Source organism: Paraburkholderia nemoris (genome assembly GCF_905221015.1).
GTDB classification, from domain to species: Bacteria; Pseudomonadota; Gammaproteobacteria; order Burkholderiales; family Burkholderiaceae; genus Paraburkholderia; species Paraburkholderia nemoris.
Map to the genome: position 1 here is coordinate 182,477 of NZ_CAJNBO010000011.1, position 17,928 is coordinate 200,404.

A 17,928-nucleotide genomic window follows, 5' to 3' on the forward strand; every position below is an offset into this window, starting at 1 on the left:
TGCCATTGACCCGTTCAACGTTCACGCAGGCTCTCCCCGGTTGTCTGCATCAGCGGATCAAGGAAATATCCGGCAACACTGCGCCGCCCGGTCCTGATTTCCGCCGTCACCTCCATGCCCGGAGTGAGATTGATTGATTTGTTATTGATCTGCATCTGATTGGTCGGCAGCCGAATGCGCGCCGTAAACGTCAGGCCCAGCTTCCGGTTCCTGTCCTGCATTGCGTCGTTCGATACTGACGTGATCTTGCCGATCAGGTAACCGTACCGGGTATACGGGAACGCTTCGATCTTGACGATGGCGTCCTGCCCGACATTGACGAAGCCCACGTCCTTGTTCTCAATGCTTGCTTCGACTTCCACCGCGTCGTCCGGCACGATCTCCATGATCGATTGTGCCGTTGTGACAACTCCGCCGAGCGTATGTACGGCCAGTTGCTCGACCGTTCCCGAAACCGGTGCGTAAAGTGTCATCAGTTCCTGTCGCGTCACGGCCTTGGTTTCGTCAGCGCGGTTCTGTGCAAACTGCTGTTTTGCCTTCTCGAGTGCATCAAGCTGTTCCCGAGAGAATTGCGAGGTTGTCACCTGGATCGCCGCCTGCTGTTCCACCACGGAAGCGGCAAGTTCGCGAGCGTGACTCTGCTGCGCGGCGAGTTCATGCTCCTGTTCAAGCGCGGTCTGCTCCTTGCCGAGATAGTCATGCTGCGCGACGTATTGGTCGCGTGCCAACGCACGGTAATCCTCGGCTGCGCTACGCGCCAGTGGCGCAGTTGCACGCAGTTTGGCCACTTGCTGTCGGGTCGTCGAGAGTTCGGCTTCCCGCTTAAGAAGCTCGGCTTGCGACGCGGCGAGCTTGTCCGCGTATTCTCGGTAAAGCCCTTCGGTGAAATTCTGCGCCTGGACCTGTTGCTCGGACGATGCGCCATCCACGGCAACCAGTGGCGGGACGTGCCCGGTTTTGACCGCATCCAGCAGTGCGGCCGCCCTGGCGGACGCGAGTGCTGCATCGATCCGCGATGAACGGGCCTTGTCCGCGTCAGCCGCTGCCTGTGTCGCGTCCAGGACCAGCAATGCCTGTCCCGCATTGACGCGCCGACCGTCACGAACCAGAATCTGCCGCACCACGCCGGTTATCGCCGGCTGGATGATCTTGACGCGCTCGTTGGGAACAAACTTGCCCTTTGCCGTGACAACGATATCAAGCCGACCAAGGATGCCGATCAGCAGGATCAGCACTGACAGGATCACCAGAATGCGAATTGCCCATCGAGGCGCTGGATGAACAGGTGTTTCAACCAGTTCGAGCTGGGCCGGCTGGAAAGCCAGTTCGTAACTGAGCTTTTCGGGAGCATCAAGCTGGTCGCGGATCGACCACCCGGCCCGCCATATACCCGCGTACCGACCCATCAGATCAGCGAATGCCTGCAGATGGAAACGCATCATCAACTGTTCTGCAGAGAAATAAGGTAGGCGTAATAGCCGCCATGCGCGAGCAGCGCGTCGTGTGTCCCACGTTCCACAATCCGCCCCTTGTCCATCGCGATGATCTGCGTCGCATGACGCACGGCGCTCAGGCGGTGGGCGATGATGATCACGGTTCGTCCCGCGCAGATGGCTCGCATGTTGTTCTGGATAACGCGCTCGGTTTCGAAGTCGAGCGCGCTCGTCGCCTCGTCGAAGATCAGGATGCGTGGATTGGTGAGCAGCGCCCGTGCAATCGCCAGTCGCTGGCGCTGGCCGCCTGACAGATTGCCGCCGTGCTCTTCGACAGGCGTGTCGTAGGCCTGCGGCAGTTCGCAGATGAAATCATGCGCGCCGGCCAGTTTTGCGGCCCGCATCACAAGTTCAAGTGGCGCGCCTGGATCGGTTAGCGCAATGTTCTCGCGGACCGTACGGTTAAAGAGCGCGTTCTCCTGCAGTACCACGCCCACCTGTCGGCGCAACCACGCAGGATCGGCGAGAGCAAGGTCGATGCCGTCGATGCGTACAGTGCCCTGCTCAGGCAAGTAAAGTCTCTGCAGCAGCTTCGTGAGTGTGCTCTTGCCAGAGCCTGAACGGCCAACAATGCCAATCACTTCGCCCGCGCGCACGTCCAGGGATATGTCATTGAGAATCGGTGGGCCGTCCGTCCGGTACCGGAAACAGATATTCTCAAACCGGATGTCGCCATGCACCGCAGGCAGTGCCTGCCGGCTATGCGGCAATTCGTTTCGCGTGTTGAGAATGTCACCCAGTCGTCCCATTGAGATGCCAATCTGCTGGAAATCCTGCCATAGCTGGGCAAGACGCAGGATCGGCGAGGCGACGTGCTGCGACATCATGTTGAACGCAATCAGTTGCCCGACAGTCAGCCGACCGTCAATGACCAGCTTCGCGCCCAGCAGCAGCGTCGCGAGCGTGACCAGCTTGCCGACAAACTGGATAAGCTGCTGGCCCACATTTCCAAGCGTCGTCACGCGGAAGCCCGATGCGACGTAGGCCGCGAGTTGCGTTTCCCATCTTTTGATGAACTGCGGCTCGACGGCCATTGCCTTGACCGTTTCGATGCTGGAAACGGTTTCGACCAGAAACGACTGGTTGTCCGCGCCGCGTGCGAATTTCTCGTTCAGACGCCGACGCAAAGCGGGCACAAGCGTGGCTGAAATGACGGCGTAGAGCGGCAACGACGCGACGACGATGAGCGTGAGCCACACGCTGTAGAGGCACATCACTCCGATGAAAACGAACGAGAACACAAGATCGATAACGGCAGTCAGCGCCTGACCTGTCAGGAAGTTTCGGATGTTCTCCAGTTCTCGTACGCGAGCTACGGTATCGCCCACGCGCCGGGCCGCAAAATAGGGTAACGGCAGTGCCACCAGATGGCGGAACAGACGCGCGCCCAGTTCCACGTCGATCCGGTTGGTGGTGTGCGAGAAAGTGAAGTTGCGCAGACCCGTGAGAAGCACCTCGAAAGTGGAGCTGACGAAAAGCGCAATGCCAACAACGATAAGGGTGTTGTAGGCGCGGTTCACGAGCACCTTGTCCATCACTACCTGAAACATCAGTGGCGAGACGAGCCCGAAGATCTGCAGGACCAGCGACACGCCGAGCACTTCCAGCAATAGTCGCCGGTATTTGATGATCGCCGGAATGAACCACGAAAAATCGAACCGCGCGAGTTCACCGGCCAGCGAGGCTCTCGATGTGAATAGCAGCATCCGGCCAGTCGTACGGACCGCCAGCGTGTCGAGTGGCATCACAGTAGGAGCGAGAGCCTCCGCTTCAAGAACAAAGACCGTCTTGCCGTCGCAGCGCGCAATGATGAAATGCTTGCCGTCCTTGTCAAAAGCAAGTGCGGGCAAAGGCGTGCGATCAAGCCGGTCGATTCGCAGCGGCGCTGGCGACGCCTTCAAACCAATCGAGCGAGCGCCCAGAACGAGCGCATCACTGTCGAAGCGCTCATTGCTGCGCGCCGCGGCATGACGTAACTGCGCGGCGTCTGCGGCAACGCCATGAAATCGCGCGATGACGACAAGGCATGCTAGTGCCGGATCGTGAACGGGCTTGTCGTGGGGAGCAGTATCAGAAGCTGGGTCGGACGCGGAAGGCACCGACTGGTTGAATTCAGGAGCGTTCAAGGGTTATTGACTTTTTCGGTACGGCACTTGCGAGTCAGTTACAGCATGGAGAACTATGCCGCGGATAGACACGCGGGCATCCGTGACGCAAAGCACCGCGGATGCCTGAACAGCAGATGAAGGAAGTGTTAGTACAGGTTGGCCGCGAGCATCGCTTGCGGTTGCTGCTGGATCGCAGCCAGCGTCTGCGAATTAGCAGCCGATTGCGCGCCGTAAAATGCCATGCCCGCAATCAGGTTGTTGACTTGCCGATCGGCGAGGCTCACCGTGCCAGTCGCCATTTGGAGCAGTTGCTGCCTGTTCCATGTCGTGCCATCGGCAAACTGCACCTCTTGCACCCCCCAAGCGCTGCCGTTCATAAACGAATCCAGCGTGATCTGGTCACCCGCGATGCCATGCGTCAGCACAATACCGGAATTGCTCGTGGCCTTCACCGTGACTGATGACGCGCTGATTCCCGCACCCAGTTGCAGCACGTTATGGGGCGTCTTGCTTGAGTCTAGTTCCGAAATCTCCAGTTTCCCGTAGCCCGCATTGAAGATGAACGTGTCGCCACCGCCTTGACTCTGGATATAGTCATTGCCGCCCTTGCCGTCGAATACTAGCCCGTTGGATGCTCCATAGATTTTGTCGTCGCCCGCCGTACCGGTTGCCGCCATCTGGAGCAGTTGCTGTCTGTTCCATGTCGTCCCATCGGCGAATTGCACCTCTTGCACTCCCCAGGATCTGCCGCTCATAAACGAATCCAGCGTGATCTGGTCGCCCGCGATGCCGTCCGTCAGCACAATGCCGGAATTGCTCGTGCTCCTCACCGCGACTGATGACGCACTGATTCCCGTACCCAGTTGGAGCACGTTATGCGGCGCGCTGGCGGAATCATATTCACTAATCTCAAGTTTTCCGTAGCCCGCATTAAAGATGAACGTATCGCCACCGCCGCCACCCACGACGTAATCATTGCCGCCCTTTCCGTCGAATACCTCGGCGTTGCCAGTTCCATAGAGCGTGTCATTACCCGCCGTGCCCGTAGTGGCCATCTGAATTAGCTGCTGACGCGTCCAGATTGTGTTGTCAGAGAACCGTACCGCCTGCACTCCCATTGAATCAAAGAGCATTGCCGAGTCCAGGGTGATCTGATCCCCCGCGATACCGTCCGTTAGCACCAGATTGCCACTGCTTGTCCCCCGTACCGTGACCGACGATTTGTTGATTCCAGGGCCAAGCTGAAGAACGTTGTAGGGACTGTTGCTCTTGTCCGATTCGTAAATTTCCAGTTTTCCGTACCCCGCGTTGAAGATGAACGTATCTCCACCGCCACCGCCCTGGACATAATCGTTGCCGCCTTTGCCATCGAATACTTCCGCGCTGGCAGTCCCGTAGAGCTTGTCATTACCCGATGTTCCACAGAGTGCGGCAACCTGAATCAACTGATACCTCGTCCATGTTGTGCCATCTGCAAACTGCACAAACTGGACGCCCCCGCCGCTGTCGCGTAGTTCCCCTACCAGCGTAATCTGGTCGCCTGTGACGCCGTCGGTCAGCACCATGTCGCCGTTGCTCAGGACCCTGGCTTTGATCGATGACGGGTCGATCCCCGAACCGAAGCTCAGTGTGTTGGCAGGCGCGCTGGAGTTTGGGTCACTTTCGCGAATTTCCACGACGCCATCACCGGCGGAGTAGTGGAATACATCGTGACCCGGCAACTGGATGCTTGGGTCGTTGCCAGCGCGCTCACCGATCAGCACACTAACTCCCGGACCAGCATAGAAATCGTGATAGATCGTGCTACCGGTTTCCTGGATGCGCCCCGATCCGTCGATGCTGATCTGGAGGCCCGAGGCAATGGCGTTCGCAATCGATGCGACGGTGTCGTTCGTCGCAGCGGCAACGTATTTCTCGAACACCGAGTTGGACATCCCCATGTCAAATCGCGCTGCGTCTGCGACGCGTAACAGCAGATCCCACGAAGCAAGATTTGTGGCGTTAATCGTGCCGAGACGCTGGAAGGCTGCGGCTAGTGCCGGTGCGAACGTAGCAGTCGCCTGGACCGTATCGGTGGCGGCGTCGTACCTGAATTCGGGCGCCATGCTCGCACCCAGAGGCGATTGCAAGACGAGGCGTGCCAACGCCGCGTCGTACAGATCATTCCAGGATTGTTGCAAGTAGGCAGCCGCCCTGATTCCCGGGTTGGCACCGTCACCGGTTGTATTGAACGGCCGGCCCAAGTACTGTTCTACGAAGCTAAGTTGCCGTGCGTCAATCGAGCCACCACGCGACGTGGGCGCCACTTGAGTAACCCTCGCCCACTGGAAAAGAATCGCTTGCGCAGCCGACTCCAAGCTGGAGGGGCTGGTGCCAGGCGGTTGCTTCACAAAGATCTGCACGAGATTCTGCAAATCCTGATCGAGCGTCATGGCCGAGCGCAGGTCCCGCAATGTTCCCGCGCCTGCCAATTGAGGGAGCGCCGCTGCAGCTGCCGTCACATCGACTGGCGTAAGCGGTTTGGTGTTCATCGTGCTGTTGGCGAACCATGCATCGACAATTTCGCGAGTGGTGCCGTCTGCCAGCGTATAACTGCTAATCGAACTTATTTTATTGCCTGCGATGGTCTCAGTTACCGCAGTGGCATTCAGGTTGATAGAAACGATGCCGAGCTGACTGAGTGTGTAGAGTTCGCCTGAATCCGAAGCGCCATTCCCGTTGGCATCGACCCACACCCGCAGGCTTGCGAATTCGGGATCGGATGCGTCGATAACATTGTCATGATTGGCGTCGAGCCTACGCAGGATATCGAATCCGTCAGTCGTTTCGTTGCCGAATAGCTGGGTGATATTCGTGATGTTCTGGTCGTTCGGATCGAAACAAAGCAATCCCATACCGGCACCAACCCAGCCGGTTTGGCGGGCGAAACCATTGTTGGTTAAGTCGAAGTACGGAGAACTTGTGTTCAGCGGAGTCAGGTTGATTCCCGAACCAGTCAGGTCGAGGACAAGTGGGCTGATTAGGGGATACGTTTCCTGATATTTACCCATTGCGGCGCCGCCAGCGCCGGATTCGGGTCCAGTCCCGCCAGCGCCAGGCGCACCCGTCTGACCGGAATCCGACGAGCCTGTACCCAACTGTGCCTCGATGTCATTGAGCAGATTACTGATATTGTCCGCGGCTGCTTTTACCGCGTCCACGACCGCGTTAGTTGCGGCCAGCGCAAACAATCCCGCCGTCGCCGAAATCGCCAGACCAAGGCTCGTTATAGGGGCCGCCGCTGTCGCTCCGATCAAACCCGTGGTTGCCATCGCGTCAGCAACGCTCGCGACTATCGACCCGATGGTACTAATGACCGTTGCGACAGAGCCTGTCAGGTTCAGGCCGGTAGCGCTTATCGCTCCGTGATCGCCAGACGCTATAGCGCTGTTATAGTTGGACAGTGAAGTATTCAATGCTTCCATCTGGTCTGGGAAGCGTTTGATAGTCATCGCTGCCGTGCTGGTGGTGCCGACGGCCGAATTGAGCGTCGATAGGTAGCCACTGTCAGTGAGGATTGCTGCACCATTGATAAGTACCGTACCGGCATTGGCAGCAGCCCCTACCATATCCTTACCTGCCACGGACTCGATAGTGGTAACAATCGATGAAACAGTATCGGTTATTGGGCCAAGAAGACCGTCAACTATACTGATATTCATTGTGTAGTAGTCCAATTTTATGTTGGGAAAAAAGCGGATAAAAAAACCATCAAGTCAGCCCGAATTTCCAGCTGAGAGCGATCGGCTCAAGGCTTTTGATGTCCATCTTTTCCAGTAAGAAGCAATCTCGCCATGTATCCCCGATACGGTTCAGCCAAAGAATTTCCTTTGAGATAGAGAGTTCGCGCAGTCGCGCACGCATCCTCGTCGCTCTCAGTTTGCAAGCCCGCCAATCCGGAACCAAACGCACTGTGTTCCGGCTCTTGCATCGATTTTGCGATTTGAAAAATCGCTTGCTTTGCATTTTCAGTCGACAGAACGAGAATCGGAGCGTTACCCAACTGAGCCTTGATGGCAGACCCATTCACAGTGAACCATGCTTTCGCTTCAGCGGCGCTGAAGGACTCCATGATCGGGGCTGCATAGCTGATGAACTCTGAGTCGGGTATCTCGCCCCGTATAAACCTGCTGCACGTATGTGTATCCAATGAAGCGAGCATCCTGCCAACAAGAGGCAGGCGTTGCTCCAGCAAATCAGTCGGCAATCGGGCCAATCCTTTTGTTGCCAACTGACCCGCTAGCATTAATTTATCAACCGACCCGGCCGCGTCAACCTCATCGGCCAGCGTCCTGTTATCTAGCAGCCATTGGTGAAATTCTTCAGCCTCGCGGTATATAGGAGACGTCTTCGAAAAGGGATTTGTCCATACCGTAGCATCACGGACCATGACATCCCTAACCGCAGTCTCGTTTACGCCCTTTTTCGGCTTCTGATGACAGCCGTGGAAAAATGCCGTTGCAACGCAGATAACCACAATCGCACTGAGTAAGAATCTCGTCGTTAATTTCATTTGTGCCATTTCAATGCTTTGTTACCCGCGCCTCAGAACGCTGAACAGGCGCTGGCGCGACGGGCTTCTCTCGTTCAAGCACTTTTAGCCTGTCCCGCAATCATCAATGAAAGATTGCGCGACCATCTATCGGAAATTTCTGCATCGGTGCCGGGAATGGTCAGATGGATCGAAACCTGAAAGGCAGCATCAAACCGGCTCGCATTCCTCATTAGGAAATAGTCTCTATCAAAGCTTTTCGTTCCCCTCTGTTCCTGTGAGAAGCCACCTCGCCATGTATCCGCGATAAGGTTCAGGCAGAGAATTGCCTTTGGCATAAAGGATTCGTACCGTCGTGCACGTATCTTCATCGTTCGCTGTCTTCAGGCCAGTTAGCCCGGAAATGAAGGCCCTGGATTGCGGTCCATACATTGACTTTGCGATTTCCAGAATGCCCCGCGCCGCGTCTTCAGCAGACAGAACGATGAGCGGTGATCCATCCAGTTGTGCCTCGATGGCAGCTTTGTTGACAAGGAACCATGCCTTCGCTTCCTCGTCGCTAAATGATTCCAAGACCGAAGAAGCTTGGACCATGAACTCTGTGGTGCTAAATCCGCCTTTTAGAAGCGTGCTACACAGATGGGTATCCAGCGACGGCAATATCTTGCTAACAGAGGACAAACGTTGCTCCAGCAGGTTAGTCGGTAACCTGGGCACTCCCTTTGTCTGCAGTTGGTCGGATAACCGCAACAGATGGCCGGGACTCGCTGAATCGTTGAGGCCTGCCAGTTTCTTGTTATTCAGCATCCATTTTTTAAATTCATCGAACTCGCGATGTATTGGTGATGACGCCGAATACGGATTTATCCATGCATTGGGGTCATTCAAGATTAGATTGCTTATCTTGTCATCGCCGATCGTAGTCTTGCCGGCATCGTGCTTCTTCGTAAATAGGCATCCAAGGAAAAACGCCGCCAGCAAAGTGACGATTAAAGCGGAAATGGCCAAGCATCTCTTTTTGTAGCTCATTTGTGTCATTCCAGTGCGGTCCTAACCATGTATCGGAGCGGTGAGCAGGCGCTGGCGTGGCAGCCTTCTGTCGCTCGGGAACCTTTTAGCGTGGCCGCAATATTCGAAGAAACGCTGCGCGTTGCCATGCGGAAATTTCTGTATTGATGCCAGGAATGTTCAGGTGTGTCGAAAAATACGAGACGGAATAAGATAAATTCGCACTCGATATCAAATAGTGGCTGGCATCAAAATTTTTCATTTCCCTCTTTTCCTGTGAGAAGCATCCTTGCCATATATCCCCGATAAGGCTCGGGCAGAGCGTTCCCTTTGGAGTAGAGTGTTCGAACTGTCGCGCAAGCATCCTCGTCGTTCGCTGTCTTCAAGCTAGTCAACCCGGAAATAAATGCCGTGGATTCCGGCTCATACATCGATCTTGCGATTTTTAGAACGCCCCGCGTTGCGTCTTCAGTTGACAGCACGATAAGCGGCGACCCATCCAGTTGTGCCTCAATGGCAGCTTTGTTAATAGCGAACCATGCTTTTGCTTCGTCGTCGCTAAACGATTCCATGACTGAAGAAGCTTGGACCGTGAACTCCATGGCGTTGAGTCCGCCTTTTAGAAACGTGCTGCACATATGGGTGTCCAGCGATGGCAATATCTTGGTGACAGCGGACAGTCGCTGCTCAAGTAGATCACAGTGGATAGTCGAGGCAATCCCTTTACTGCTAGCTGGCCGGACAGCCTCAACAGATGACGGGGACCTGCCGCGTCGCTAAGAGCCGCCAGTTTCTTGTTATTCAGCACCCAATTGCGGAATTCATTGAACTCACCGTGTATCGGTGACGACGCCGGATATGGATTCATCGATACAGTAGGATCGTTGCCGTTTGAGTTGGCATTGATGATCCTTGCATCACCTCCCGCCACCGCACCGGCCGTAGTCTTTTCTGTATCTTGCTTCTTTATAAAAAAGCATCCCAGAGAAAACGCTAGTAGGGAAATGATGATCAAGGCGGCAATGCCCAGGTATTTTCTTGTGCAATTCATTTATCTTATTCCGGTGCTGTCCTGACCATGCGTCGGAGCGGTGAACAGGTGCTGGCGCAGCGGGCTTTTCTCGCTCGGGCACTTTTTAGCGTGCCTCGCAATCATCGAAGAAACGATCTGCACGCGTCTAGCAGAAATTTCTGCATTGGTGCCGGGAATGGTCAGACACATCGAAGAAAGCGGCTATCGATCGGCTATCTGTGTTGCTTGGGCAGGTAGGCGGATTGGCGCTGGCGAAGTGCGGACCGCGACGCAATGCTAGTGCGTGATAATGGAATGTGACCGAATGAATTGCTGGTCTTCCAGATGGGACAGACGCTATACGCGGGGGTCGACTATGCGCACGTGTTCGGACCTAGCTCCTAGCTTGGCCGTCCTAGCGGGGATGCAACTGACGGGTGCGATATGGCATTCCGTCACGGTTCGTGGGAGTCTCGTATGAGCTGTCCGCGGGGACGCCGATATATATACCGGCTGGGTTCCAATTGTGCCGGTGACAGATGGGGCTCCAGATGACTCCGGAGCCTCCTCGAATTGGATCGTACCAGTCAGTGTTTCAAATTCTTCAGGGTCATCGGATCCAACTGAAAAAGGCAGGCCATACCTTTGCTGTCCGGCACGGCATTTGCCTCGCCTTTTGCCGCGAGACCAGCGTTGTAAGCACACGGCAAGGAAACTCCTCTGCCCTAACAGCCTCAGACAAAATCGCTACAAAAGGCAAAGACTCTCACGCCCCCAACAAGACCCCGGTCCTGAACGCCTTCTTCCCCGTAACCCGCCCCAACGGCGCCCCGGCCGTCACAAACCGAATCGCGCGCCGCATATAAAACACACCCTCGGTATTGCTAACGAGCGTAGTCGTCTCATCCGTCAACGGATCGACGATATCGAACAAGGGCTGCCCAACACGAATCGTGTCCCCGATCTTCGCGCGATGAATCAGAATCCCGCTAACGGGCGCATAAAACTGCTCGCTGCCAGCGAGCGGCGTCGCAGGCTCAAGCAACTCGGGCAAAGGCTTCACATCAAGCTTAATAGCCTTCCGCCAGACCAGATAATCGACCAACGCGTCCGCATCCTCCTGCGCGACTTCGTAAGACACATCCCGTTGCCCACGGCATTCCACAGTGACAGCAATCGCCCCATTGGGTACCGGCTTATCAGCAGGCATAGCTTCCTGCAGTTGCCACCACAACAAGCTATGCGTCTCATCAAACGACTCCCCACCCGAGTTAGTCGCCAGCAACGAAGCCTGCGCACCAAGATACCGTGACAGAGGTTCAAACTCAGGCCACGCCGCCTCACTGGTATAGAGATGCATCGCCGCTTCCAACGAGCAATGCAAATCGATCACCACATCCGCATCGAACGAAAGCTTCAGCAAAGCCAATTGCAGCGACTCGAATTCGGTCAACGGTTTCTGCTCGGCGAGTTCAGCAGCAATCAACTCGCGAACAATCCGCCGATTCTCCGCAGCATCCGAACCCAAGGCATCCTTAGCCCGCTCCACCAGTTTCGAAAACTGCATGAAGTGTCGATTGAAGTTCTTGCCGCTGCCCAGATCGAAGCGCCCAAGAAACTGCCCGAGTACGTACTGTCCAAGCCCAACCGGATTCGCGACCGGCACCAGCACGATTTCCGCGTTCAACGCACCTTGCTTCTCCAGTTCAAGCAATCGACGCTTAAGCAAAACCGTCGTCAGCATCGCCGGCGTTTCATCAGCATGCAGCGACGACTGGATATATATCTTCTGTCCGCTATCCGCAGGACCAAAATGAAACGACACCAGTTCGCGGTGCGTGCCGATGGCCGGCGACAGAAGCGGAATCGATTGCTTATTCATGAGAGCAAAAAGCCTGGAGAAAAATATGAAGTGAGAAAATCAGTTGCCGTACGGATCGAAGTCGAAGTACTTCTTCGCAATCTGCGCGTACGTACCGTCCTTGCGCATCGAAGCAATCGCCTCGTTAATGGACGCCTGCACCGCAGTCTCATCCTTGCGCAGACCGATACCTACGCCGCGATCACCCATCGAAAGCGGCTCGCCGACAAACGCAAACCCCTTCCCCGCCGGCGTGCGCAAAAAGCCGTAGTCGGCTTCAACAGATCCGAGCAGCGCGCCATCGAGGCGACCGTTCTGCAAGTCGGCGAACACCTCATCCTGACTCTTGTACGCAACCACGTGCACGCCAAGCGGCGCCCAATTCTTCAACGCGTACCCTTCGAACTGCGTCCCCGACTGCACGCCGATCTGCTTGCCGGCCAACGCATTCAAGCCGCCCGCGAGCGCCGAACCTTGCCGCGCGATCAGCCGCGATTTGAACTGGAACAGCTTCGACGAAAACAGAATCTGTTGCTCACGTTTCTCTGTGATCGCCATCGACGAAAGGATCGCGTCGATCTTGCGCGCCTGCAGCGCCGGAATCATCCCCGAGAATTCGAGTTCGACCCACTGGCAATGCGCATGGATGCGCCGGCAGATCTCGTTGCCGAGATCGACGTCGAAACCTTTGAAGCTGCCGTCGGGCGCCTTGGAGTCCATCGGCGGATAGGTCGGATCGATGCCGAGGCGCAGCGTGGCGGGGTCGGCGGCAAACGCAGCACTGCTGAAAGCCAGCGCGGCGCTCAGGATCATCAGCGGAATTTTCATGGGAGGCGGGTGTGGGTTGGGCGGATTACTACTGGGCCATCCTATGCCGCCGTTGCGCCTCAAAGAAGTCCCGAAAGTAATATCATGATCACTTTTACCGATCACAGAGACTTCTCATGACGCTGACGATCTCCCAGCTACGCGCGTTCACCGCCGTTGCCGAGCACGGCAGCATTCGCGCGGCGTCGCGGGCGCTCGGTGTCGCCCAGAGCGGCATCACGCAGCAGCTGCAGAACCTCGAATCGATGCTGGGTGCGACTTTATTCACCCGCACGAACCGCGGCATCGCGCTAACCGCGCTCGGCCAGCGGCTCCTGCAGCGTGCCGGCGCGATTCTCGGCGAATGCGAGCGGGCCGAGCAGGAAGTGCAGCAGTTGCGTGGCGACTACGCGGGTGAGGTCACGTTCGGCATGACCACCGAGCCGCTGATCGATGCCTTCGCGCCGGTGCTGATGGAATTCCGCGCACGCTTCGAGCGGGTCGCGGTACATTTGCGCACCGGCACCTCGCGGATGATGATTTCGTGGATTCGCGAAGGTAGGCTCGATTTCGCCGTCGCGCTAGTGTCGAAGCACACCGATACGGCCGATCTGTCCGTGACGCCGCTCTATCCGTCCGATCCTGTGGTGGTCTGCCGTCGCGGTCATCCGAAAGCGGGTGCCACCTCGATTGCCGATCTCGTCGATTGCACGTGGGTGGCGACGCCCTCGCCGAATCTCACCGACGATCCGCAGGTCAATCGCCTGAACCATCTGTTCGAGAGCCACGGCCTGCCGCCGCCGAAAATCATCGCGACGGTAGAAGGTCTGTACGAGACGCTGCATCTGGTTGGCGCGACGGACTGCCTGTCGCTGGAGTCGTCGATCGTCGTCAAACGCGGACCGTTTGCGAGCACGCTCACGTCGATCAATGTGCGCGAACGGGCGGTCGAACAGAACGTCTGCCTGTTGCAGCGTGCGGCGATTCCCGTCACGCCAGCCGCACAGGAACTCGCGACGATGATTGCGTCGTACATGCGCACTGTGCGGGCGCGATGAGCGTTGGAGCATAAAGAGCCCAACGAGCGCTCGCAGCAACCACGCTCGACAAAATCAATCTGGCGTTTCGAGCGCGATCAGCTCCTCGATGGTCTGCCTGCGCCGAATCAACCGCGGCTTGCCGTTCTCCACCAACACCTCAGGCGCCAACGGCCGGCTGTTGTAGTTCGATGACATCGACGCGCCGTATGCCCCGGTGTCATGAAACACGACGAAGTCCCCTACTTCAGGAGCCGGCATGGAGCGGCTCGCGACAACACCACCCGCCTCCTGCGTGAACACGTCGCCCGCTTCACACAACGGCCCGGCCACCACGAAAGAGCCAGGCGGAGCTTCGCTCGGCATGCCATTACCCTTCACCACTGTCATCTCATGATGGCTGCCGTAAAACGACGGCCTCACCAGATCATTGAATCCCGCATCCACCAGAGCGAACTGCCGGTTCGGCCGCCGGTTCAGCGCGTGCACCTCGGCAACCAGCACACCCGCCTCGGCGACCAGAAAGCGCCCAGGCTCGATTTCGAGTCTCACGCGATGCCCAAGATGCGCTTCGATCTGCTTGCGCGCCGCATCCCAAAGGCGGAAATAATGCTCGACGTCGATCCGCGGTTCGCCTTCGCTGTACGGCACCGACAAACCGCCCCCGGCCGAAATCGCTTCGATATCGTGGCCTAAACCTTGCACCGCTTCGACCATCGCATCACACACGCGCGATAGATGCGTGTAGTCGACGCCGGAGCCGATATGCATGTGCAACCCGACCAGCTTCAAGCCGTAACGCCGCACTATGGCAATCGCCAACGGCACGTCGTCAAGCCAGATGCCATGCTTGCTATGCTCGCCGCCCGTGTTGGTCTTGTTGCTGTGACCGTGGCCGAAACCGGGATTGATCCGCAACCACACACGGTGACCTTCAGGTGCATGTCGTCCAACACGTTCAAGCATATCGAGCGAACCGGCGTTGACCGTGATGCGATGCTCGATCACTGTGGCCAGCGTCGCGTGATCAATGAGGTCAGCGGTAAACACCACGCCCTCAGGATCAGCGTCCGGCTGGAAACCCGCCGCTAGACTGCGCGCGATTTCGCCTAACGACACGGCATCGACCATCGCCCCTTCGTCGCGCATCAGCTTCAGGATATGCACGTTCGAACACGCCTTCTGCGCGTAGCGGATCACGTCGAAGCTGCGCAATTCGGCAATACGCTGGCGGATCACATCGGCGTCGTAGACCCAAAGCGGCGTGCCGTACTGATGCGCAAGTTCGACGAGTTGTGGTGGATTGAATGTGGTCACGGTTCGCGGCTCTCTATATCGAAGCATTAGTGAGCCACATGATGCTGAGAATCAGTCATTCAGTAAAATACCTATTCTTCGTGAATCCATTCACTTCTGATATACACATCATGGCGCTCACTCATCGACATATCGAAGTCTTCCGTGCGTTGATGACGGCAGGCAGCGTCACCAAAGCGGCCGAGATGCTCTTCACCTCGCAGCCCACGGTAAGCCGCGAGCTTGCGCGCATGGAACAGAGCATCGGTTTTGCTTTGTTCGAACGCGTGCATGGGCGGCTGCGTCCAACCATGTCCGCGTTGACGCTGTTCGATGAAATCAAGCGCGCGTATATCGGGCTCGAACGGGTGGCGTCCACGGCGGCAAGTCTGCGCGAGTTTCAGGGCGGCCAGCTTTCCATCATCGCGTTGCCCGCGTTTTCGCATTCGATCCTGCCAGGCGCCGCGAAACGTTTTCACGATGTACAGCCTGGCGTCAGCCTCTCGATCGCAACGCAGGAATCGCCGTTTCTCGAAGAATGGCTAACCGCGCAGCGCTATGACCTCGGCTTGACCGAACACGGCGCGCCGCCTGCTGGAACACGCCTGACGCCCTTGCTCGAAGTAGACGAGGTCTGTGTGCTGCCCGATGGGCATCCATTGCTCGCCAAGCGCGCGATCGATTTGAAGGACTTCGCGAATCAGCCCTTCATCAGTCTGTCGTCGAACGATCCATACCGGATTCAGATCGACGAAGCCTTCACGCAAGCCGGCATCGCGCGCCGCCAGATGATCGAGACGCCCACCGCCGTCTCCGTGTGCAGCTTCGTGCGGCAAGGTCTCGGCGTGGCCATCGTCAATCCGCTTACTGCATTGGATTTCGCGGGCCGCAATCTGCATATCCGGCCGCTCGCCGTGTCACTGCCGTTTCGCGTGAGTGTGGTTCATCCGGAGCATCGCCCAAGCCATCCGCTGGCCGGCGCGTTCGTCGAAGCGCTGCAAAGCGAGGCCGCCGCGTTAAGAATAGAATTAAAAACCCACTCAAAACGCAAGCAGCAATAAAGGCGCTACTCGACTAACAAACCGCGCCACGTTCGCCCATCAACCGGAGGTTCCCAAATGATGAATCGAGACAATCCCGTCTGGCTGATTACAGGCTGTTCCACCGGCTTCGGCCGCGAGTTGGCGAGGCTGGTGCTTGAGCGCGGCTGGCGCGCGGTGGTCACCGCACGCGACGCGTCGAAAGTGAAAGATATCGCCGAAGCACACGGCGATCGCGCGTTGGTTCTCCCGCTCGACGTAACGAACCGCAAGCAGATCGACGATGTAGTCGCGCAGGCCAAGCAGCATTTCGGGCGCATCGACGCGCTCGTCAATAACGCGGGTTACGGCTATCTGGCCGCGATCGAAGAAGGCGAGGACGACGAAGTCCGCGCCATGTTCGAGACCAACGTGTTCGGTCTGGTCGACATCACGAAGGCCGTGCTGCCGATCATGCGTGAGCAGCACAGTGGCTTGATCGTGAATGTGTCGTCGATTGGCGGCATCACGAGTTTCGCCGCGACCGGTTATTACCACGCCACCAAATACGCGGTGGAAGGTTTGTCCGAATCGCTCGCGACGGAAGTGAAGCCGCTCGGCATCGACGTATTGATCGTCGAACCCGGCCCGTTCCGCACGAACTGGGCGGGTCCGTCGATCAAGCAATCAGCGACGGAGATCGACGACTATACGGCCACGGCCGGTGAGCGCCGCAAACAGACCGAGGCGCGCAGCGGCAAGCAGGCGGGTGATCCGGTGCGCGCCGCCCAGGCAATCATCGACGCCGCGCTGTCAGACAAGCCGCCGCTGCGTTTGCTGCTCGGCAAGGCCGCGCTCGAACTGGCGCGCAAGAAGCTCGACTTCATGCGCGGTGACTTCGATGCGTGGGAGGCCACGACGGTCGGCGCGGATTTTCCGGCTTAAAACTCGACCAACGCAAAATCTTCCTTGCCCACGTCGCACAGTGGGCAACGCCAGTCGGCCGGGACCTCTGCCCAGCGGGTGCCCGGCGCGATACCTTCTTCCGGCAAGCCGGCGGCTTCGTCGTAGATCCAGCCGCAGATCACGCAGACCCATTGTTTGAAGTCGTCCGCAGGCGCTGCGCTTTCTTCCGCGGCATGTGGCGCATCGACCAGGCGCGACGCCGCCGCCATCTCATCAAGGCTCACAACCAAAGGCGCGGCGGTACCTGCACTACTTTCAGCAAGACGTGCCTGCAGGCTTTCCAACAGCCGTTGCGCTTCGACTTGCGTCAAATCGATCCAGTACGGATCGCCGGCGCCGTCGTTGAGCCGTTCGGGAGAAAACTGGATTTCTACAGCGACGCCCTTCTTGTACATGGCAAATCGGAATATCGATGAAGCCGGCAGCGAGCGCCGGCATAGGGTCGGATGCTTGAAGCGAGGGCTTCGTGGCGGGGTCAGGCGAACTGGTTCAGCACGATCGCAGCGATCAGTCCGGCGGCGCCGATGAGGCCCAGCAGTTGCAGCAGAGTGAGGGATTTACGGGAGGCGGTGGGGATGTGTTGCGTAGTCACGAGGCGTTCTTAAAGATTGGAAAAAGCGAAATGGTACACGGGTCGGAGGTCGGCGCATCTCGATTGGCGCAAACCTTGGCGTGTCAGATGCCATTATCGCTGCTCGATCGGCCTGAATTCCCTACCGGGTGGAGATGGATTCATTCTCCACCGGGCGGAAAGCCTGCCTACGAGAGCGCCACCTCGCCAGCACGCTCA

Annotated in this window: 14 protein-coding genes; 3 read left to right on the top strand and 11 right to left on the bottom strand. The window is 57.6% G+C overall.

What is annotated here, in order from left to right:
* Positions 1 to 14: 14 nt before the first annotated feature.
* The 9 genes from KHO33_RS18845 to KHO33_RS18880 all read right to left on the bottom strand — a co-directional run bounded on the left by KHO33_RS18845 (position 15) and on the right by KHO33_RS18880 (position 12,841).
* Positions 15 to 1,442, bottom strand: coding sequence for an HlyD family type I secretion periplasmic adaptor subunit (locus tag KHO33_RS18845; RefSeq protein WP_200561048.1), 1,428 nt, complete (start codon positions 1,440 to 1,442; stop codon positions 15 to 17).
* Positions 1,442 to 3,592, bottom strand: coding sequence for a type I secretion system permease/ATPase (locus KHO33_RS18850; protein ID WP_200561630.1), 2,151 nt, complete (start codon positions 3,590 to 3,592; stop codon positions 1,442 to 1,444). Before KHO33_RS18850 ends, KHO33_RS18845 begins: the two co-directional genes overlap by 1 nt.
* A gap of 155 nt (positions 3,593 to 3,747) precedes the next feature.
* Positions 3,748 to 7,302 (bottom strand): calcium-binding protein, encoded by a 3,555-nt coding sequence (locus tag KHO33_RS18855; RefSeq protein WP_200561050.1) that lies wholly within the window; start codon positions 7,300 to 7,302, stop codon positions 3,748 to 3,750.
* Between the two features lie 86 nt (positions 7,303 to 7,388).
* The gene (locus KHO33_RS18860) at positions 7,389 to 8,162 is read right to left on the bottom strand and encodes a hypothetical protein (RefSeq protein ID WP_234480338.1); all 774 of its coding nucleotides are present in this window, start codon (positions 8,160 to 8,162) and stop codon (positions 7,389 to 7,391) included.
* 219 nt (positions 8,163 to 8,381) lie between these two features.
* The gene (locus KHO33_RS18865) at positions 8,382 to 9,161 is read right to left on the bottom strand and encodes a hypothetical protein (protein WP_090691283.1); all 780 of its coding nucleotides are present in this window, start codon (positions 9,159 to 9,161) and stop codon (positions 8,382 to 8,384) included.
* A 227-nt stretch (positions 9,162 to 9,388) separates the two neighbouring features.
* Positions 9,389 to 9,778, bottom strand: a complete 390-nt coding sequence (locus tag KHO33_RS42145) for a hypothetical protein (protein WP_234475625.1) — start codon at positions 9,776 to 9,778, stop codon at positions 9,389 to 9,391.
* On the bottom strand, positions 9,760 to 10,191 hold the full coding sequence (locus KHO33_RS42150) for a hypothetical protein (RefSeq protein WP_234475624.1): 432 nt from the start codon (positions 10,189 to 10,191) through the stop codon (positions 9,760 to 9,762). The genes KHO33_RS42145 and KHO33_RS42150 overlap by 19 nt, the downstream gene beginning before the upstream one ends.
* 727 nt (positions 10,192 to 10,918) lie before the next feature.
* Complete coding sequence (locus KHO33_RS18875; RefSeq protein ID WP_200561054.1) at positions 10,919 to 12,034, bottom strand: succinylglutamate desuccinylase/aspartoacylase family protein; 1,116 nt, start codon at positions 12,032 to 12,034, stop codon at positions 10,919 to 10,921.
* A 39-nt stretch (positions 12,035 to 12,073) separates the two neighbouring features.
* A complete protein-coding gene (locus tag KHO33_RS18880; RefSeq protein ID WP_054034078.1) occupies positions 12,074 to 12,841 on the bottom strand; it encodes a transporter substrate-binding domain-containing protein in 768 nt (255 codons plus the stop codon).
* Between the two features lie 116 nt (positions 12,842 to 12,957).
* Between KHO33_RS18880 and KHO33_RS18885 the strand changes: the two genes are divergently transcribed.
* A complete protein-coding gene (locus tag KHO33_RS18885) occupies positions 12,958 to 13,878 on the top strand; it encodes a LysR substrate-binding domain-containing protein (protein WP_200561056.1) in 921 nt (306 codons plus the stop codon).
* Between the two features lie 54 nt (positions 13,879 to 13,932).
* On the opposite strand, the gene lysA is transcribed toward KHO33_RS18885, so the two are convergent.
* Positions 13,933 to 15,174, bottom strand: coding sequence for a diaminopimelate decarboxylase (gene lysA / locus KHO33_RS18890; RefSeq protein WP_407946183.1), 1,242 nt, complete (start codon positions 15,172 to 15,174; stop codon positions 13,933 to 13,935).
* 110 nt (positions 15,175 to 15,284) lie between these two features.
* Between lysA and KHO33_RS18895 the strand changes: the two genes are divergently transcribed.
* Complete coding sequence (locus KHO33_RS18895) at positions 15,285 to 16,214, top strand: LysR family transcriptional regulator (protein ID WP_200561059.1); 930 nt, start codon at positions 15,285 to 15,287, stop codon at positions 16,212 to 16,214.
* Positions 16,215 to 16,271: 57 nt separating this feature from the next.
* Complete coding sequence (locus KHO33_RS18900) at positions 16,272 to 17,117, top strand: oxidoreductase (RefSeq protein ID WP_200561061.1); 846 nt, start codon at positions 16,272 to 16,274, stop codon at positions 17,115 to 17,117.
* Here KHO33_RS18900 and KHO33_RS42790 read toward each other — a convergent pair.
* Positions 17,114 to 17,533 carry a rubredoxin gene (locus tag KHO33_RS42790; protein WP_200561063.1) on the bottom strand — a complete coding sequence of 140 codons (420 nt, stop codon included), beginning with the start codon at positions 17,531 to 17,533 and terminating at the stop codon, positions 17,114 to 17,116. The two genes, KHO33_RS18900 and KHO33_RS42790, sit on opposite strands and share 4 nt — an antisense overlap.
* Positions 17,534 to 17,928 lie beyond the last annotated feature (395 nt).